Origin of the sequence: Tepidamorphus gemmatus (assembly GCF_004346195.1) — a bacterium.
GTDB classification, from domain to species: Bacteria; Pseudomonadota; Alphaproteobacteria; order Rhizobiales; family Tepidamorphaceae; genus Tepidamorphus; species Tepidamorphus gemmatus.
This window is the reverse complement of sequence record NZ_SMAK01000003.1, coordinates 60,956-79,836: the sequence shown is the minus strand read 5'-3', so window position 1 is coordinate 79,836 and position 18,881 is coordinate 60,956. Positions and strand designations below refer to the sequence as shown.

19 protein-coding genes are annotated in these 18,881 nt (G+C 68.8%); 14 read left to right on the top strand and 5 right to left on the bottom strand.

All coding sequences use genetic code 11. From position 1 onward, the window contains the following. Nucleotides 1–11: 11 nt before the first annotated feature. The 10 genes from infA (at nt 12) to leuC (ending at nt 8,957) form a co-directional block, all read left to right on the top strand. Entirely contained in the window at nt 12–293 is a 282-nt protein-coding gene (gene infA / locus EDC22_RS05740) for a translation initiation factor IF-1 (RefSeq protein WP_132805681.1), read from the top strand. A 151-nt stretch (nt 294–444) separates the two neighbouring features. Beyond that, nucleotides 445–1,320, top strand: coding sequence for an alpha/beta hydrolase (locus tag EDC22_RS05735; protein WP_132805680.1), 876 nt, complete (start codon nt 445–447; stop codon nt 1,318–1,320). Between the two features lie 368 nt (nt 1,321–1,688). Next, complete coding sequence (ffh, locus tag EDC22_RS05730; protein ID WP_132805679.1) at nt 1,689–3,212, top strand: signal recognition particle protein; 1,524 nt, start codon at nt 1,689–1,691, stop codon at nt 3,210–3,212. Between the two features lie 247 nt (nt 3,213–3,459). Beyond that, nucleotides 3,460–3,831 carry a 30S ribosomal protein S16 gene (rpsP, locus tag EDC22_RS05725; RefSeq protein WP_132805678.1) on the top strand — a complete coding sequence of 124 codons (372 nt, stop codon included), beginning with the start codon at nt 3,460–3,462 and terminating at the stop codon, nt 3,829–3,831. A 40-nt stretch (nt 3,832–3,871) separates the two neighbouring features. Then, nucleotides 3,872–4,441, top strand: coding sequence for a ribosome maturation factor RimM (gene rimM / locus EDC22_RS05720; protein ID WP_132805677.1), 570 nt, complete (start codon nt 3,872–3,874; stop codon nt 4,439–4,441). Beyond that, complete coding sequence (gene trmD / locus EDC22_RS05715; RefSeq protein ID WP_132805676.1) at nt 4,438–5,163, top strand: tRNA (guanosine(37)-N1)-methyltransferase TrmD; 726 nt, start codon at nt 4,438–4,440, stop codon at nt 5,161–5,163. The genes rimM and trmD overlap by 4 nt, the downstream gene beginning before the upstream one ends. A gap of 75 nt (nt 5,164–5,238) precedes the next feature. Next, nucleotides 5,239–5,910, top strand: a complete 672-nt coding sequence (rplS, locus tag EDC22_RS18205) for a 50S ribosomal protein L19 (protein WP_132805675.1) — start codon at nt 5,239–5,241, stop codon at nt 5,908–5,910. A gap of 103 nt (nt 5,911–6,013) precedes the next feature. Next, on the top strand, nt 6,014–7,231 hold the full coding sequence (locus tag EDC22_RS05705; RefSeq protein ID WP_132805674.1) for a CynX/NimT family MFS transporter: 1,218 nt from the start codon (nt 6,014–6,016) through the stop codon (nt 7,229–7,231). A gap of 48 nt (nt 7,232–7,279) precedes the next feature. Further along, nucleotides 7,280–7,447 carry a hypothetical protein gene (locus EDC22_RS18010; protein ID WP_207903713.1) on the top strand — a complete coding sequence of 56 codons (168 nt, stop codon included), beginning with the start codon at nt 7,280–7,282 and terminating at the stop codon, nt 7,445–7,447. A 94-nt stretch (nt 7,448–7,541) separates the two neighbouring features. Continuing rightward, nucleotides 7,542–8,957: a 3-isopropylmalate dehydratase large subunit gene (gene leuC, locus EDC22_RS05695; protein ID WP_132805672.1), complete on the top strand. Its 1,416-nt coding sequence runs from the start codon at nt 7,542–7,544 to the stop codon at nt 8,955–8,957. 144 nt (nt 8,958–9,101) lie between these two features. Here leuC and EDC22_RS05690 read toward each other — a convergent pair whose 3' ends face one another. The 5 genes from EDC22_RS05690 to EDC22_RS05670 all read right to left on the bottom strand — a co-directional run bounded on the left by EDC22_RS05690 (nt 9,102) and on the right by EDC22_RS05670 (nt 15,279). Beyond that, nucleotides 9,102–10,589: a rhamnosyltransferase WsaF family glycosyltransferase gene (locus tag EDC22_RS05690; RefSeq protein ID WP_132805671.1), complete on the bottom strand. Its 1,488-nt coding sequence runs from the start codon at nt 10,587–10,589 to the stop codon at nt 9,102–9,104. A gap of 81 nt (nt 10,590–10,670) precedes the next feature. Further along, nucleotides 10,671–11,657: a hypothetical protein gene (locus tag EDC22_RS05685; RefSeq protein WP_132805670.1), complete on the bottom strand. Its 987-nt coding sequence runs from the start codon at nt 11,655–11,657 to the stop codon at nt 10,671–10,673. Nucleotides 11,658–11,846: 189 nt separating this feature from the next. After that, on the bottom strand, nt 11,847–13,088 hold the full coding sequence (locus EDC22_RS05680) for an MFS transporter (protein ID WP_165926808.1): 1,242 nt from the start codon (nt 13,086–13,088) through the stop codon (nt 11,847–11,849). A 142-nt stretch (nt 13,089–13,230) separates the two neighbouring features. Beyond that, nucleotides 13,231–14,514, bottom strand: coding sequence for an MFS transporter (locus EDC22_RS05675; protein WP_165926807.1), 1,284 nt, complete (start codon nt 14,512–14,514; stop codon nt 13,231–13,233). Between the two features lie 45 nt (nt 14,515–14,559). Beyond that, entirely contained in the window at nt 14,560–15,279 is a 720-nt protein-coding gene (locus EDC22_RS05670) for a VIT1/CCC1 transporter family protein (protein ID WP_132805667.1), read from the bottom strand. A gap of 136 nt (nt 15,280–15,415) precedes the next feature. Between EDC22_RS05670 and EDC22_RS05665 the strand changes: the two genes are divergently transcribed. The 4 genes from EDC22_RS05665 to EDC22_RS05650 all read left to right on the top strand — a co-directional run bounded on the left by EDC22_RS05665 (nt 15,416) and on the right by EDC22_RS05650 (nt 18,835). Further along, nucleotides 15,416–16,813, top strand: a complete 1,398-nt coding sequence (locus EDC22_RS05665; protein ID WP_132805666.1) for a class II 3-deoxy-7-phosphoheptulonate synthase — start codon at nt 15,416–15,418, stop codon at nt 16,811–16,813. A gap of 5 nt (nt 16,814–16,818) precedes the next feature. Continuing rightward, on the top strand, nt 16,819–17,223 hold the full coding sequence (locus EDC22_RS05660; RefSeq protein ID WP_132805665.1) for a GFA family protein: 405 nt from the start codon (nt 16,819–16,821) through the stop codon (nt 17,221–17,223). Between the two features lie 171 nt (nt 17,224–17,394). After that, nucleotides 17,395–18,189, top strand: coding sequence for a DODA-type extradiol aromatic ring-opening family dioxygenase (locus EDC22_RS05655; protein WP_132805664.1), 795 nt, complete (start codon nt 17,395–17,397; stop codon nt 18,187–18,189). Between the two features lie 55 nt (nt 18,190–18,244). Further along, the gene (locus EDC22_RS05650; protein ID WP_132805663.1) at nt 18,245–18,835 is read left to right on the top strand and encodes an NUDIX domain-containing protein; all 591 of its coding nucleotides are present in this window, start codon (nt 18,245–18,247) and stop codon (nt 18,833–18,835) included. Nucleotides 18,836–18,881 lie beyond the last annotated feature (46 nt).

The window sequence follows — 18,881 nt, the reverse complement described above, 5'->3', positions numbered from 1 at the left end:
AGGCAACAGGCATGGCCAAGGAAGAAATGCTGGAATTCGAGGGGACCGTCACCGAGGTGCTCCCAGACGGCAATTTCCGGGTGAAGCTCGACAACGACCACGAGATCCTCGCCTACGCGGCAGGCAAGATGCGCAAGCACCGCATCCGCACCATCGCCGGCGACCGGGTTACCGTCGAGATGAGCCCCTACGATCTGGAACGCGGACGCATCAACTTCCGTCACCGCACCGGCGGGCCGACCCCGGCGCCGGGCCAGCGCCGCGCCGGCGCCGGCAATTTCCGCCGCCGCTGAAGTCCCGACGATCGCCGCCCCCCTGCGAAGGAAGCACTGGCCGCGGTCTGGTCGCCGTGCGACAGTTTCCGTCAAGCCGGTCCCGTCTACCTTCAACCGGATGGGACCGGACGGATCGCGCAGTCATGCAGGGCAACGGGACGGACGCGGAATGTCGCAGCCGCAACGGGCGCGTCGGCGCGCAAGGCGGGCGCTGAACTGGCTGGTCGGCGGCCTGGCGGCGGTTGCCGCCGCCCTCGGCGTCGCCTTCCAGACCGTTCCGGAGCTGATCCTGTTCCGCGAACGGGTCGTGCTCAACATCCTGGAGCTCGAATCCGCGGTCACGCTGAAGCCGATCGACGTGACAACCCGCGACGGGCTGGTGCTGCGCTCCTGGTACCACGCGCCGGCCCCGCGCAAGCCGGTCATCGTCTACTTTCCCGGCCGTGCGGGCGACCTGGTGCGCAAGCCCGCCCATCTGTTCCAGCTTGCCGAACAGGGGTACGGGCTCGTTCTGGCAGGCTACCGCGGCTATGGCGGCAATCCCGGCCGACCGAGCGAGCGCCGGCTCTACGAGGACGCCACCGACCTGCTGCTGCGGCTCGGCGCCGACGGCCTCGCCCCCGACGGCATCGTGCTCTACGGCTACTCGATGGGCACCGGTATTGCCAGCTACCTCGCCGCGCGCACCCAGCCGCGCGCGCTCGTCCTCGAGGCGCCGTTCACCTCGTTCGGCGCGGTCGTTCGCAACCGGACCCGCTCGCCGGTGCCGCTGTGGATGGTGCGCACGAAGTTCGACACCGGCTCGCGGCTCGCCGATGTCCATGCGCCGATCCTGCTGCTCGCCGGGGCGAAGGACACCGTGACGCCTGCTCGCTTTGCCGAACAGCTCGCCACCGTCAATGCCGGCTTCGCCAGCCTCTACGTCTTCCCCGAGGCGACTCACGACACGCTGATGGAACACGGCGCCTGGGAAGCGCTGACGGAGTTCCTGTTCGGGCTGGTGGAGGAGTCGGTGGAGACGCTGGATGGGTTGTTGGGGCCGTAGGGAACGGGTCCGGATCCGGGGGCGGCGCAGATGACTTACCTTGCGACCCGCCGACTTCCGTGACAGCCTCGGGTCGACAGGGAACGGCCCATTCCTTGACTCTTATCCCCGCGCGGCGTATCTCCGCGCCATCTCTTGACTGAGACAGACGTCCGGCACGGCCGCTGCGCACACGGGGCGCGAGGGGTCGACACCCGCCAGCGAGTTTTCGCCCGCGGGTGTCGTCGTCGTTTGCACGGACGGGTTCGATCCGACGGTCGGGAGAACATGCGCGGCCGGATCGCCCGGGCGGTCGGTTCGCGCAGGTCTTGAATTCGAGCGGCGCCCGCCTCCGGGTGCCGGTGGATACAGCGAAGGAACACCACGCGATGTTCGAGAGCCTGCAGGAGCGCCTCTCCGGCATTCTCGACGCCCTGACGCGGCGCGGCGCACTGTCGGACGCCGACGTGCAGGCGGCCCTGCGCGAGGTGCGCCGTGCGCTGCTGGAGGCCGATGTCGCGCTGGAGGTGGTGCGCGGCTTCACCGACAAGGTGCGCGAGCGCGCGGTCGGCGCCGAGGTGGTGAAATCGGTCACCCCCGGCCAGATGGTCGTCAAGATCGTCCACGACGTGCTGGTCGAGACGCTCGGCTCGGATGCCGAGGCCATCGACCTCAATGCACCGCCACCGGTTGCGATCATGATGGTCGGCCTGCAGGGATCGGGCAAGACGACGACGACCGCCAAGATCGCCAAGCGACTGGCCGAGCGCTCGAAGCGCAAGGTGCTGATGGCCTCGCTCGATACCCGCCGCCCGGCCGCGCAGGAGCAGCTCAGGGTGCTCGGCGAGCAGATCTCGGTCGACACGCTGCCGATCGTGGCCGGCCAGACGCCGGTGCAGATCGCCCATCGCGCCATGCAGGCGGCCCGGCTCGGCGGCTACGACGTGGTGATGCTGGATACCGCCGGCCGCCAGTTCGTCGACGAGGCGCTGATGGCGGAGATGGCCGAGATCGAGGCCGCCGCCCGGCCGCACGAGGTGCTTCTGGTCGCCGATGCGCTGACCGGCCAGGATGCGGTGAACCTCGCGCGCGCCTTCGACGAGCGGCTGTCGCTGACCGGCATCGTGCTGACCCGTCTCGACGGCGACGGGCGCGGCGGCGCGGCGCTGTCGATGCGCGCCGTGACCGGCAAGCCGATCAAGCTCGTGGGCACCGGCGAGAAGCTCGACCAGCTCGAGGAGTTCCATCCCGGCCGCATCGCCGGTCGCATTCTCGGCATGGGCGATATCGTCAGCCTGGTCGAGAAGGCCGCGGAATCGATCGACGCCGAGAAGGCCAGAGCGATCGCCGAGAGGATGCGCAAGGGCGCCTTCGATCTCGACGACCTGGCCGAGCAGCTCAGGCAGATGCAGCGGATCGGCGGCATGCAGGGCGTGCTCGGCATGATCCCCGGCATCGGGAAGATGAAGCGGCAGCTCGACGCCGCCAATCTCGACGACCGTGTTCTCAAGCGCCAGGCGGCGATCATCTCCTCCATGACCCGCGAGGAGCGGCGCAGGCCGGAGATCATCAAGGCAAGCCGCAAGAAGCGCATCGCCGCGGGCTCCGGCACCCGTGTCGAGGATGTCAACCGGCTGCTCAAGATGCACCGCCAGATGGCCGACGTGATGAAGGCGATGGGCAAGGGCAAGGGCGGCCTCGGCAGGCTGTTCGGGATCGGCGGCGGCTCGATGCCGTCGCCCGAGGAGCTGGCGGCGCTGGCTCCGGGCGGCGAGTTGCCGAAGGGGCTGCCGCCGCTGCCGAAGCTGCCGCAGGGTCTGCCGGGCCTCGGCGGCGGCCTGCCCCCCGGCCTCGGGCGCCCCGGCGGGTTGCCCGGTCTGCCCGGCTTTCCCAAGGGACCGGCAAAGAAGTGATGGCGAGGATCGTCGTTTCTGCCGGCCATTGCGGACATCGCGTCAGTGGCGATCCGGGATGGGAGGGGCACAGCCGACCGGGCAGTGGCATCCCGACTACGGCTCCTGCGCGCCCGGCTCGCCCGGCCGGTATGGCCGGGAAGGGAAACGGAACGCACGGCCAGGGATCTGTGACGATCGCCATGATCTGCCGGCCGATGCCGGACACAAGCGCAACTGGAACTGGACGAGAAGAGGAACGGACCATATGGCACTGAAGATCAGACTGGCTCGCGGCGGCGCCAAGAAGCGGCCCTTCTACCGCATCGTCGTGGCGGACGCCCGGGCTCCGCGCGACGGTCGTTTCATCGAGAAGATCGGCACCTTCAATCCGCTGCTCGCGCGCGACCATGCCGAGCGTGTGGTGCTCGACGTCGAGAAGGCCAAGGAATGGCTTGCCAAGGGCGCCCAGCCGACCGATCGGGTGCTGCGCTTCCTGGATGCGGCCGGCATTGCCAAGCGGCCGGCCCGCAACAACCCGATCAAGGGTCTTCCGGGCAAGAAGGCGCAGGAACGTATCGAGGCCAAGCGCATGGCCGAGGAAGAGGCCCGCTCCGCCGGGGAGGCCGCAGCCGGCTGACGCCCGCAGCGACGATCGGCCATTTGCGGACTGAACGGCTATGGCAGAGGCTGGGGCAGAGGCTGGCGCGCGTGTCTGCGTCGGCGTTGTCGGCGCCCCGCATGGAGTGCGCGGCGAGGTCCGGGTCGCGAGTCACACGCAGGATCCGCTCGATCTCGGCGCCTACGGGCCGCTGGAGACCGAGGACGGTCGCCGGTTGGAGGTGAAGGCGGTGCGGCCGGGCAAGAACGTCGTCATCGCGACGTTCGAGGGCATCACCGACCGGAACGCCGCCGAGGCCCTGAGGAACCGGCGGCTCTACGTCGCCCGCGACAGGCTGCCCGAGCCGGCCGAGGACGAGTTCTACCACGCCGACCTGATCGGGCTCAGGGCCGAGACGGCAGATGGCCTCCTCCTCGGCACGGTTCTCGCCGTGCAGGATTTCGGCGGTGGCGATCTTCTCGAACTGAGGCTCGCCGGATCGCGGCGCACCGCCTACCTGCCGTTCACGCGGGCGGTGGTTCCGGTGGTGGACGTGAAGGGCGGGCGGCTGGTGGTCGATCCACCGGCAGGACTACTCGACGACGGACCGCCGGGCAACGGCGGGAGGCAGCAGGACGGAACCAAATGAACGGCTGGCAGGCCACCGTGCTGACGATCTACCCGGGGATGTTTCCCGGGCCGCTTGGCCATGCGCTCGCCGGCCGCGCGCTCGAAGCCGGCCGCTGGCGGCTCGACGTGATCGACATCCGCGCCTTCGCCACCGACCGCCATCGCAGTGTCGACGACACGCCGGCCGGCGGCGGTCCCGGGATGGTGATGAAGCCCGATGTCGTCGCCGCGGCGATCGACGCGGCCGCTGCCGGCGGCATCGATCGGCCGAGGTTGCTGCTCACCCCGCGCGGCCGACCGCTGACCCAGGCGCGCGTGCGGGAGCTTGTCGAGGGACCGGGCGCGGTGCTGGTCTGCGGCCGCTTCGAGGGAGTCGACGAGCGCGTCGTCGAGGCGCGCGCGCTCGAGGAGGTCTCGATCGGCGACTTCGTGCTGTCGGGTGGCGAGATCGCCGCGATGGTGCTGCTGGATGCCTGCGTCCGTCTCCTTCCCGGCGTGATGGGCGCGCAGGCGTCCGGCAGCGAGGAGAGCTTCGAGAACGGGCTTCTGGAATATCCGCACTACACCCGGCCGCAGGTCTGGGAAGGTCGGCCGATTCCCGAGGTGCTCGTCTCCGGCGACCATGGCCGCATTGCCCGCTGGCGGCGCGCCGAGGCCGAGCGCATCACCCGCGAGCGGCGTCCCGATCTGTGGGCCGCCCGGGCCGGCGGCCGTATCGACAATTCGCAAGGTTTCAAGTAGACGCAGGGCAACTCAAGCGCAGCTGGCTCAGACAGGCTGGCCCGACGACGCGCAGACTTTGAAGGACAGACCGACATGAACATTCTCCAGCAGATCGAGAAAGAGCAGGCCGACCGCCTCGCCGCCAGCCGCGCCGTCCCGGAATTCCGTCCGGGCGACACGCTCAGGGTCAATGTGCGCATCGTCGAGGGCGAGCGCACCCGCGTGCAGGCCTATGAGGGCATCTGCATCGCCCGCGGCGGCCATGGCATCAACGAGAGCTTCACCGTCCGCAAGATCTCCTATGGCGAGGGCGTCGAGCGCGTGTTCCCGATCTACTCGCCGAACATCGAGTCGATCGAGGTGAAGCGGCAGGGCAAGGTTCGCCGGGCGAAGCTCTATTATCTGCGCGAGCGTCGCGGCAAGTCGGCCCGCATCGCCGAGCGCGTCGACAATCGTGCCAGCGCCAAGGGCGCCGGAAAGACGGATACCCAGACCGAATTGAAGCCGATCTTTTCCAGGCCGAAGGGCCAGCCCGACGACCTGACCCGTATCAACGGTGTCGGCGAGGTGCTGGCCGAGAAGCTCAACAAGCTCGGCATCTACAAGTTCGAGCAGATCGCCAACTTCTCCGACGAGGACATCGCGAGGGTCGACGAGGTTCTCGACTTCAAGGGCCGCATCGAGCGCGAGGACTGGATCGGCCAGGCGCGCACGCTGGTCGCGGAGTCGACGCAGGACGAGATTCCGGCCGAGCAGAAGGACTGACCATCCTACTCCGATTTCCGGGAGACATCACGGGCGGCCATCGAGCCGCCCGTTTTGTTGGTCCCGCCGCAGCAAGACATCCCCTCTTCGACCGGCAGGCACCATGCCACCCGCCGATCTGCCCGAGCCGACGACCGAACACCCTCAGCCAGTCCCGGCTGGCACGGCATCGGTTCTGCTCGCGCTTGCCATCGCGATGATCGCCTTCAACCTGCGCCCGGCGCTGACCAGCCCGGGTCCGCTGCTGTCGCAGATCATGGCGGCCTACGGCATCGAGACGACGCTCGCTGGGGCGCTGACCATGGTGCCGCTGTTCTGCCTCGGCCTGTTCGGCGCCGCCGCCGCATGGCTGGCGCGCCGCTTGGGGCCGGAGCGGGTCATCCTCGCGATGCTCATCGTGCTCGCCGCCGGGATCGCGGTGCGGGGCGCCGGGCCCTTTGTCTCGCTGATCGTCGGGACCACGCTCGCCGGGCTCGGCATCGGCATCGTCCAGGTGCTGCTGCCGGCCATCGTCAAGCGCGACTTCCCGGGCCGGACCGGCGTGATGACCGGCATCTACACGATGATGCTGTGTCTTGGCGCTGCCGCCGGCGCGGCGTTCGCCGTTCCCCTGCAGGCGGTGCTGGGGAGCTGGCAATCGTCGCTCGGTGCCTGGGCGCTGCCGGCATTCGTGGCGGCGCTGGCGTGGTTGCCGCAGGCCCTGTCGCACCAGTCGCCGCCCCCGCCGCCGGTAAGGCCCGGGCGGCTGTGGCGCGATCCGCTGGCCTGGCAGGTGACGGCCTTCATGGGGCTGCAGTCCTGCTTCGCCTACATCACCATAGCCCTGCTGCCGCTGATCCTCGAGGAGGGCGGCATGGCGCCTGTCCGGGCCGGTTACATCTCCGCCGCCTCGATCGCCACCCAGATCGTCTCGGCGCTGGTCGTGCCCTCGATCGCCGCGCGCCTCGCCGATCAGCGCGGCGTGGTCGCCGCCTCGGTCGGCCTTTCGGTGGCGGGCTATCTCGGTCTGCTCTATGCGCCGCACGGGCTCGCCCCTGCCTTTGCGGTCGTCAACGGTCTCGGGCTCGGGGCGGCGCTCGGGTCGGCGCTGATCCTGATCGTGCTGCGTGCCCCCGACAGCCACGTCGCGACGGAGCTGTCCGGCATGGCCCAGAGCGTCGGCTACGTGATTGCCGCATTCGGCCCGTTCGGGGCCGGCCTGTTGCGCGAGGCGAGCGGCGGCTGGACGGCCCCGACGCTGTTCTTCCTCGCGATCTGCGCGCTGGCGATGGCGGCCGGCTGGGGCGCGGGACGAAGGCGCCTCGTCCTCACGCCCTCATGAACCCGCGACGCATTGCCCTTTCTGCGCGCCGGACATATCTTGCCGGCCATGCAGACTGATCGTCGCCCCTTCCGGCAGCCTGCCGGCAGCACGCGCGCCAGCGCCGGACTGGTTCCGGGCTGTCCCGGCGCCGCGCCGCTGCACGACCATGCGCTGCTGCCATGGCGCTTCCACGCGGCGATGCGCGCCTCCGACAGCATGCTCGGGCAGGCTTGAGCGGACCCACGATCCGCTCGTCCGGCCGATCGCGCGGACCTGGAGGCCGCGCGGCAGTGTTTCCATGAACGACATCCCCCGACGGACAGACGCCATGAGCAAGCCGAGAACCATCTACGACAAGATCTGGGACGACCATGTGGTCGAGGAGGCCGAGGACGGTACCTGCATCCTCTACATCGACCGGCATCTGGTGCACGAGGTGACGAGCCCGCAGGCCTTCGAGGGGCTGCGCGTCAACGGCCGCAAGGTGCGCGCCCCGCACAAGACGCTCGCCGTCGTCGATCACAACGTGCCGACCACCGACCGCAGCCACGGCATCGACGATCCCGAATCCGCGCTGCAGGTCGAGACGCTGGCGGTCAACGCGCGCGAGTTCGGCATCGACTACTTCAACGAACGCGACGTCCGTCAGGGCATCGTCCATGTCATCGGGCCCGAGCAGGGCTTCACGCTGCCGGGCACGACCATCGTCTGCGGCGACTCGCACACCTCGACGCACGGCGCGTTCGGGGCGCTTGCACATGGCATCGGCACGTCCGAGGTCGAGCACGTGCTTGCCACGCAGACGCTGATCCAGCGCAAGGCAAAGAACATGCGGGTAATCGTCGATGGCAGGCTGCCCGAGGGCGTCACCGCGAAGGACGTCATCCTGGCGATCATCGGCGAGATCGGCACCGCCGGCGGCACCGGCCATGTCATCGAGTATGCGGGCGAGGTGTTCCGCGACATGTCGATGGAGGGCCGCATGACGGTCTGCAACATGTCGATCGAGGCCGGTGCCCGAGCCGGTCTGGTCGCCCCCGACGAAAAGACCTACGCCTATATCGAGGGTCGGCCGCGCGCGCCGAAGGGCAAGGCATGGGACATGGCCCGGGCCTACTGGGAGAGCCTGCCGAGCGATGATGGGGCGCATTTCGACAGAGAGATCCGTCTCGATGGCGGCAACCTGCCGCCGCTGGTGACCTGGGGCACCAGCCCGGAGGACGTGGTTTCCGTCACCGGGGTCGTGCCCGATCCCGATCAGATCGCCGATGAGAACCGACGGGCGGCCAAGCACCGCGCGCTGAAATACATGGGACTGACGCCTGGCACGCGGATCACCGACATCCGTCCGCAGCGTGTCTTCATCGGCTCCTGCACCAATTCGCGGATCGAGGATCTGCGTGCCGCGGCGAAGATCGTCGAGGGCCACAGGGTGCATCCGGATGTCGTTGCCTGGGTCGTTCCCGGTTCGGGGCTCGTCAAGCAGCAGGCCGAATCCGAAGGGCTCGATGCGATTTTCAAGGCGGCCGGCTTCGACTGGCGCGAGCCGGGATGCTCGATGTGCCTGGCGATGAATGCCGACAAGCTCGCTCCCGAGGAGCGCTGCGCCTCGACGTCGAACCGCAATTTCGAGGGCAGGCAGGGATTCCGCGGCCGCACCCATCTGGTCTCGCCGCAGATGGCCGCGGCCGCAGCGATCGCCGGCCGTTTCGTCGACGTGCGCGAATGGCGCTCGGCCGTGTAGGTCGTCCGCAGCGGCGCCGTTGCTGCCTCAGCGGCGCACGGCGCCTCCGGCCGGCAGCCGATCCTTTCCAGGTTGCCGTCCCGCCCTCCCGCGCGCGGATCGCGGCTGCACCGCGTCCGGGATGGCACCGGCAGAGGAGATGCGTCAGGCTTCCTGCGGCAGGTGGGCGCCCGGTCGCCCTGCAGCCGCCCCGGCGGGCGCGCCGATCGGCAGCCTGGCGAAGAAGGCGTCGTTGAAGCTGTCGGCCCAGTCGGTCACCTGACCGAAGCGTGCACCCTCGACCCGCCCCTCGAAATCCTCCGCCCGGGCCACCGCCTCGCGCAGCGCGGCCACGACCGAGGCGACCGAATGGTCGGCGGCGATCAGGTTGCGGCTGATCGCCCGCATCGTCTCGGCCGGACGGTTGTCGAAGCCGGTAGTGACGGTGCACAGGCCGGCGGCTGCCATCTCGAAGGGCGGTACGCTGGGATGCGGCGCCAGCATCAGGCAAACGCCGACATCGTATTCGGCGAGCTTCCGGGCATAGGACTCGATGTCCATCCGCGGCAGCATCTCGAGCGCGTGGCCGCCCGAAAGCCGATAGCTGCCGTCGAGCGCCAGCGTGCCGATACCGTGGAACGACCACTCGCCGGCGTCGAAGACGCCTTCCTCGATTGCCTGATTGAGCGCCATCACGACAATCTCGAACAGGTTCCGCCCGGCATGCGCCTCCGGCCGCGTATAGGCGAGCAGGCGCCGGGTCTGCCGCGCCGCCATCTCCTCCACGCTCGGGGTCCGAACCGCGCACAGTGCGTGCGCGAACGCCACGGAATTGCGGTCGCCCGCCTGCTCCCCCGGCCCGAACACGCCGAGACGGTGACGGCGGAAGTAGTCCTGGAGGAGGCGCGAATTGAAGATGGCGAAGTGCGGCAGCGAGTAGGTGTCCTTGATCAGGAAGAAGATGCTGTCGTGCGGATGGAAGATCGCCTCGTACTCCTGGATGAAGAAGATGAAGGGCCGGCCCAGCCGCTGGCCGAAGCCGTGGGCGATGCGGGCCGTATCCCAGGAATAGGCGATCAGCCTGTCATCGGGATGGAAGGCGATCGGACGTGCCGGGTCGGTACGCAGCAGGATCTCGCAACGTTCCAGCACGGAGGTCATGAAGGCATCGCCGGCGAAGGAGTCGAACAGCTTCTCGCGCGGAGCGACGGAGGGCTCGACCACGATCAGGCGGACGTGGTGGCCGCGTGCCATCAGCGCGTCGACGAACCTGAAGGCCGCATGGTAGCCACCGAAGAGGATCCGCCGATCGATCGTCGGCAGCAGGAAATTGACCGTGACGGGGCGGTCAGGGTCGATGTCGGTCGGGGTTGGCGCGAACTTCTCCTTGAGCATCTCGTAGCGATAGATCCCGACCGGATGGACGAGCTGGCGGAAGAAGCCGTCGCTGGCGCCGGATTGTTTCGGCAAGGGCTGGCGCGCTTCTGCGCTCGGCAGCGCCACGGGCGGCGCCAGGCCGAGGATCCGGCGCGCGAAATAGGCGAGGGCGAGCTTCATGACGAGGAACACCGCGGCGATCCTGCCGCGAATGCCTCGGGAGGAGCGGATGATCGTCCAGCCGACCCGGGCTTTGCGGGAAAGGTGTCTCAGCACATCGTCCTCCGGGCCTGTTGCAGGGCGCCAGGTCCGGCGGCATCGCCGCGGCCGGGCTCCGGATACCCTGCGTCTGCCCACTCAGCCGGCATGGGCGAGCTGCACGTCGATCGAGGACCGCGCCAGGCGGTCCTGAAGCGCCCGGATGGCGCCGGCCGACAGGTCGGGGCGCCGGTCGACCTCGTCGAGCGGCTCGCGGAACAGGATGCCATCCGCGCGGCCCAGCCAGTGCGACGCGATGAGCGCGTTGGTCTTCTCATAGGCGGCCATGAACGAGCGCTGCTCCTCGGGGCTGAGATAGGACGAGCGCTCGCCGCGTGTCTCGAACACCCAATCCTCCGGCAGCGCGGTTTCGACGAGCTTCAGGAACCGCTGTTGCGCCGCCTTGTCGCGGCTCGGATTGGTCAGGCGCAGGAGCTCGACCATGCGGGCATTGTAGCTGCGGTTGGCGGGCGACCGCGGCACCTTCAGGCGCTTCGCATCCGCGAGGCCGATCGCGTGCAGGAAATCCGCCAGCAGATCATTGCCCTGCCACTGGCCGGGCTCGTAGGGTCTGACCACCAGATTGCCGGGACCGACCAGCCGGTACCAGGGTTGCAGCATTGTCCAGTAGTCGAGCCGCGGTCGGCGTTGCGCGAGAAAGTCTTGAAAGGTCAGCGTCAGCCGCGTCTCCGGGGCTCTGACGGCGTGGCGATACAAGGACTGGGCATAGAGATCCTGCCGGCGGAGATAGACAATGGCCTTCACGCCGCGGCCCCCCTGACGGCACAGATCGAGCCAGCGCGCCAGCGTGTTCTCGTGCCGGGCCGATATCGGCGCCAGCCGCTCGGCACTCAGGATGACATTCCCGGCGGCGGCGAATCCGTCGCGGACGATCTGCGCCGGGAATTCGATGTCGCCGGCTGCGATCGCCCTCGCGAGGACGACATGCTGGAACCGGTAATAGCGGTCGTCGGCGATATAGGGATAGACATATCCGTGCCGTGCGAGACGACGACGGTTGGCGTCCAGGCAAAACTGCAGGAATGTCGAACCGGTCTTGTGCAGGCCGATATGGATGTAGAGCATCAAGACTTCCCGATCAGGCATGAGCCGCACCGCCCCGCGCAGCACGGGGCCGACCGGGCGTGCTGTCGACCTGCCGCGTTCCGGCAGGCAATGCGCGCCGGACCCAGCCGTCAGCATTCACATGAGGGAACTCATACCGGATTGGTTGGCCTGAGGCCAGTGTGGCGCAGATGGCCATTGCGACCGGGATCATCGTCCGGCGGCCGCGCCGCGCAGGGCCAGCGCGCAAAGGCTGGCGAGCGCGCCGCCGGCGCCCAGCAGCATGAAGGCCGGCCCCCACAGCACCGGCGTCGCGCCGGGGGCGTTGGTTAGGTCGATGACTGCGCCGAAGGCGATCGGCGCGGCCGCGCCAGCGCCGAAGCCGAGCAGGGAGCGCCAGGCGAGCACCGCGCCGAGATAGCCGGGCCTTACCGCCTCGGCCAGCGCGATCGACAGCACCGGTGAATCCCCGAGACAGACGAAGGCGTAGATCAGCGCCACCGGAAGCAGCACCAGAGCCGGCGCCGCGACCAGCCAGCCGATCAGCATCGACAGCGCGGTGCCGGCGATCGCCAGCGCGACAAGCACCGGCTTGCGGCCTGCCCGGTCCGACAGCCAGCCCATCGAGAAGGCCGCGGTCGCGCCGAACAGGTGCAGCAGGCCGGACAGGTAGGCGCCGGAGACCGTCGCACTCGCCGTCGCCGCCCCTGCCAGCGCGAAGCTCGCCGCGAGGAAGGCGGGGATCCAGGCCCACATGCCGAGCAATTCCCAGCAATGCGCCGTGTAGCCGCTGACCAGCAGTCGCGCCTCGCGGTTCTTCAGAAGCTGGTCGCGCGCCCGCATGTCGTGACTGCGCGGATGGATGCGGTTCTCGATCGGTCGCAGATGAATCAGCAGCAGAGCCGCGCCAACCGTGGGCAGTAGGCCCGAAAGGACGAAGCCACCCTGCCAGCCGCCAACCGCAATGCCCAGCCCGACCGCGGCAAGCGACAGCGCATAGCCGGCCGAGGTCGAGCCGATCAGCCAGCCCATGGCGTTGCCGCGCGCCTCGGGCGCCGCCTCGTCGGCGAACAGCACGATCAGCGGCGTGTAGACGCCGCCCTGGGCGAGGCCGACCAGGGCGTAGAGGATCATCGCGCTCCACCAGTCGTCGGCGAGGAACCCGAAGACCAGGCTGGTGACGGCCGCCGCCACGGCCGAGACGATCGCCATGCGCTTGGCGCCATAGTAGTCGCTTGCCCAGGCGAAGACGAACAGCGAGATCGCGTAGCCGACGGTGAAGCTGGTCACGATGGCGCCTGCGGCCGTCGCGGTGATCCCCCAGTCAGCCTTGAGCAGCGGGATCGACGCGGCGACCGTCATGAAGCTCGCGAACAGGAATACCCGCGCGACGCACAGACCGACGATGCGGCCCAAGGTCAATGCGGGGCGGGAAGCGGCGGCGGTCGTCATCAGGCTCGGGTTCGGTAAAGGCGAGGCTACTCTACCGGCGATCGGATGGCCGGGATACGTCCCCAGCCGGAACGACCGCCATTCCGTGGCGGCATGACTGGCCGAGGAGGTACGGCCGGTACGGGCGGACGGCCGCAGACGATCACAGCGGGCGCTGCACGGTCTGATCGGGCAAGGGTTCGTCCGGAATGGCTTCCTGCGCCTCGTCGTGGCTTGCAGGGATGCGCGGATCGAGCTCGACGACATTGGTCGAGGTGCGTGGCACCGCGACGAACGGCTCGCGCTGCTCCGGCGGTATCGCCTCGCGGCGGGTCAGCCGGTAGAGCGCCAGCAGCATCATCGCCAGATGGATCAACCCGGTGAGGACGAACAGCGCCCCGGCCGTGGTCACCTCGATCAGCGAGGCCGCGATCGTTGGTCCGACCACGGCCCCGACCGTGTAGACCAGCAGCAGGCCCGTCGCGACCGCCACCATTTCCGCCGGCGCGGCGAAGTCGGCGGCATGTGCCGAGCTCAGCGAATAGATCGGCATGGCGCCCGCCCCGAACAGGAAGGCGAGGCCGAAGATCGTCCAGGCTGCGCCGTCGGGGACGAGGACGAGCCCTATGCCCGCCCCTGCCGACAGCAGACAGCAGCCGAGGATCACGAATCGCCGGTCGACGCGATCGGACAGCCGCCCTGCCGGCCACAGCACCAGTACGGCCCCGATGATCGAGGCGGTGATGAAGTCGCCGGCGCCGCTGGCGCCAAGACCCTTCAGCGTCGCGTAGACCGGACCCAGCGTCCAGAAGGCCCCGTTGGCGAACCCGACCGTGAAGGCGCCGGCGACGGCGACCGGCGACAGCCGGATCAGCCAGGGCAGCCTGAGCCGTGGCGATTCGGGCACCAGAGGCGAGGTCGACCGCGTCAGCGCCACCGGGATCGAAGCGATCGAGATCAGCACCGCCGACAGCGAAAACAGCTGGAAGCCGGACGGCGGATAGAGCCGCAGGAACTGCTGGCCGGCCGCCATGCCGGCGAAGTTGACGACATTGTAGACGGCCAGGATGCCGCCGCGGTTGCTGTTGTCGGACTTGTCGTTGAGCCAGCTCTCGATGATCGCGTAGAGCACCGCATAGCATAGCCCGGAGAGGCAGCGCAGCAGGTTCCAGATCCAGGGATCGATCGTCAGCGAGAACAGGACGGAGGCCGCCGTCGCCAGCGCCGTGCACGCTCCGAAGGCGCGGATATGGCCGGTTCGGCGGATCAGCCAGGGCGCGGCGAAGCAGCCGAGCATCATGCCGATGAAGTAGGAGGAGCCGAGGAAACCGACCTCCAGCGCGTCGAAGCCGCTGTCCGTTGCCGCCAGCGGTACCAGCGTCGTCTGCAGTCCCGATCCCGCCAGCAGGATGAAGACCGAGATCAGCAGGGCGGCGATGGACGCCATGGCGGATCTCATTCGGGGCAACTCCGTCAGTTGTGCGGGGGAATGTCAGACGATCGCCTCGAGCAGACGGCCGACGGCATATGCCAAGCTTGCCGCACACATGCCGATGATGAGGGTTTCGCTACCCGATCGCCACCAGGAATACGTCGACCACTTGCTCTTGAACGACCCGATCGCGAAGAACACGAGGGCCGTCATCAGCGTTGCCGTGCCGGCCTTCTCCGGCATGGCCAATACATAGGGCAGCAGCGGGACGCTACCACACAGGACGAAGGCACCGAAGGTCGCACTCGCCGCCCTGATCGGCGAGCGCTTGACCAGCGCCAGCCCGTGTTCCTGCGTCATCATGGTGTCGATCCAGGCATCCCGGCGCGAGGTGATGAGCCGCACCAGAGCCTCGAGCCTGCTGCCCGAATAGCCCTTGGCGCGAAAGATCTGGCGGATCTCCTCGCGCTCGCCCTCCGGGAACAGGCGGACATGCCGCTCTTCCATTGCGCGCAGACGATCATGGTCCTCGACCTCGGCCCGCGTTCCGGAGAAGTTGGCTGCGGCCATGGAGAAGCCATCGGCGAGAAGGTTGGCGGCGCCGAGAATCAGCACAACCCTGCTCGGCAGGTTTGCCCCGACCGCGCCGGCGACGATGGCGAAGGTTGTCACCGCACCGTCGATGCCGCCATAGACGAAATCGCGCAGGTAGTTGATGCGGGGTCCGTCCGCCAGGCGCGCGGCGATGGCGTCGGGCGAATGCTCATGTTCGGTCTGCATGGGGATGGCGCCGAATCGCAGTGTCGACCGATGGCTTCCGATACTGGTACCAGAGGGAAGGCGGGTGTATAACCCGGCCGCGTCGAGCCGTTCCGCGGATCGGCCAAGACGGCTTCGTGAATGTGGTTGGTGTGTCATGGCGAAGGCATGGTCTCCCGATAGCTGGCGGTCGAAGCCGATCGTGCAGGTCCCCGACTATCCGGACCCCGCAGCGCTGGCCGAGGTCGAGGCCACGCTGTCGCGGTTTCCGCCGCTGGTGTTTGCCGGCGAGGCGCGCAAGCTGAAGGAACAGCTCGGACGCGTTGCGGCCGGCGAGGGATTCCTGCTGCAGGGCGGCGACTGCGCCGAGAGCTTCGCCGAGCATCACGCCGACAACATCCGCGACTTCTTCCGGGTGTTCCTGCAGATGGCGGTGGTGCTCACCTTCGCCGCGGCGCTGCCGGTCGTGAAGGTCGGCCGCATCGGCGGCCAGTTCGCCAAGCCGCGCTCCTCGCCGACCGAGCGGCAGGGCGACGTCGAGCTGCCGAGCTATCGCGGCGACATCATCAACGGGCCGGAGTTCACGCCGGAAGCGCGCATTCCCGATCCGGCGCGCCAGCTGATGGCGTATCGGCAGTCGGCGGCGACGCTCAATCTGCTGCGCGCCTTCGCGCAAGGCGGCTATGCCAATCTCGAGCACGTCAACCGCTGGATGCTCGGCTTCGTCGCCGACAGTCCGCAGGGGCATCGTTACAAGGAGATTGCCGACCGTATCTCCGAGGCGATGGACTTCATGCGTGCCTGCGGTGTCACCGCCGATGCGACACCGCAGTTCCGAACGACCGACTTCTTCACCAGCCACGAGGCGCTGCTGCTCGGCTTCGAGCAGGCGATGACCCGCATCGATTCAACCAGCGGCGAATGGTACGACACCTCGGGCCACATGCTGTGGATCGGCGACCGTACCCGCCAGCCCGACCATGCCCATGTGGAATTCTGCCGGGGGGTGCGCAATCCGCTCGGGCTCAAATGCGGCCCCTCGCTCACCCCCGACGGCCTGCTCGAGCTGATCGACCTCCTCAATCCCGACAACGAGCCGGGGCGGCTGACGCTGATCTGCCGGTTCGGGGCCGACAAGGTGTTCGATCATCTGCCGGGCCTGATCCGTGCGGTCCAGCGGGAGGGTCGCACGGTGGTCTGGTCGTGCGATCCGATGCACGGCAACACCATTTCGGCGGGCGGCTACAAGACCCGGCCGTTCGACCGGGTGCTGAAGGAGGTGAAGAACTTCTTCGCCGTCCATCAGGCGGAAGGCACGCATGCGGGCGGCATCCATATCGAGATGACCGGCCAGAACGTCACCGAATGCACCGGAGGCGCTCGCGCGATCACCGAGACGGACCTCTCCGACCGCTACCACACCCATTGCGATCCGCGGCTCAATGCCGACCAGTCGCTGGAGCTGGCCTTCCTCCTGGCGGAGGGTCTGAAGCGGGAGCGTGCCTCCCGCGAGCGGCCGCCGCTGCCCGAGACGGGGGCTGCAGTCGGGTTCTAGGCCCCATGGCAGAACAGGTTCATCGCGGCCGTTGCGCGTGCGGCGCGGTCACCTACGAGGTGGCCGGGCCGCTGCGGCCGGTGTCGATCTGTCACTGCGACACCTGCCGGCGGCAGGCCGGCCACCAGCTCGCCGCGACCAATGCAGCGCTTGCGGCGCTGACCATCCAGGGCGAGGACAATCTCGCCGAATGGCAGGCGACGCCCGACGCCGTGCGCCGCTTCTGCCGCAATTGCGGCTCGCCGCTGTTCTGGCAGCGGGTCGGCGGATCGACCGTCGCGATCATGGCCGGCTCCCTTGACCGTCCCACCGGACTCTCGGTGTCCCACCACATCTTCGTCGCCGAGAAAGGCGACTACTACGAGATCGCCGACGGACTGCCACAGCACCCGCACTGGCCGCCCCGATAGGCGCCCCCCGCTGCGGTCGCAGCCGTTGCCGGCCACACCGCAGTGCGACCGGTCCGGCCGCACTGCGGCGACAATCGTTGCTGTCCGGAGAACGATTCGTGCGTACATGACGCCTTTCTGCTCCGTTCGCGAAGGATTATGCCTGCGTCACCGCCGTGAGGAGCCGCCGTCATGCCCGTCCAGCCGAGCCTGTTCGTTTCACACGGGGCGCCGAACCTGGTTCTCCACGACTCGCCGGCCCGCGCCTTCCTCGCCAGCCATGCGCAGGATCTGCCGCGGCCGTCCGCGATCGTCTGCGTCTCGGCACATTTCGAGACCGACACGCCGGCCGTCGTCGCCGATCCGGCGCCCGGCATGATCTATGATTTCGGCGGCTTCGAGCCGGAACTGCGGCGGATGGTCTATCCGGCTCCCGGCGATCCTGCGCTCGCGGTCCGGATTGCAGGGATGATCCGGGGCGCCGGCCTGCCGGTCGCCACCTTGCCGCGCCGCGGCTACGACCACGGCACCTGGGTACCGCTGATGCTGCTCTACCCGGATGCGGACATTCCCGTCGTCCAGCTCTCGATCCAGCCCGGCCGTGACGCTGCCCACCACCATCGCCTTGGACGAGCGCTGGCGCCGCTGCGGACCGAGGGGGTGCTGGTGCTCGGCTCGGGATCGCTCACGCACAACCTGCACGAGGTCTTTCTCCCCGGAGGCATGCGCGCGATCGACAGCGAGACGCCGGACTGGGTGACGGGCTTCGTCGACTGGATGGTCGGCCGCATCGAGGCGGGCGACACCGAGGCCGTGATCGACTACCGCGCCCGTGCACCATTCGCGGCCCAGAACCATCCCACCGACGAGCATCTGCTGCCTCTGCATGTCGCGCTCGGCGCAGCCGGCGACGGCGCCGTCGGGCGGCGTATCCACGCCAGCTGCCAATACGGCGTTCTGCACCTCGACGCCTATGCCTTCGGGTAGCCCGGCTTGCGCCGCCGGCGTCAGGCGGATAGGGCTGCGGTAACCGGAGCATGCCATGCCTGTGGACCCTGCAGCCGCGCCGCGGATCCTTGACGAGCACCCGATCTATCAGGGCTTCATCACCCTCTCGCGGGTGACCGCCGAAGTCGGCTGGGGCGGCCGTCGGCTGCGCTTCATCCGCGAGGTGCATTTCCACGGCCACGGCGCTGCCGTGCTGCCGGTCGACATCGACCGACGCACGGGGCTGATGATCCGGCAGTTCCGCCTGCCGGCCTTCCTCGACGGCGGCGATGGCTGGCTGTGGGAGATTCCGGCCGGGCTTCTCGACGGCGACGCCCCGCAGGACTGCGCGGGCCGCGAGGCGGTTGAGGAGACCGGCGCCCGGGTGGTGATGCTGCAGCCGCTCGGCGTGTCGCTGTCCTCGCCGGGGATCATGCGCGAGGTCATCCACCTCTACTGGGGCCGCTATCAAGGTCCGCACGCCACCCGCACCGGCGGTCTGGCCAGCGAAAGCGAGATGATCGAGGTGCACGAGCTGCCGCTGCGCGAGATCGCCGCGATGGCCGATCGCGGCGATATCGCCGATTCGAAGTCGGCGGTCGCAATTTTCCGGCTCAGGGCCCGCCATCCCGAGCTTTTCTGTTGAAGCGGATGGCGTTACGGTCGATTTCCTCCACCCCGATACCCCAGCA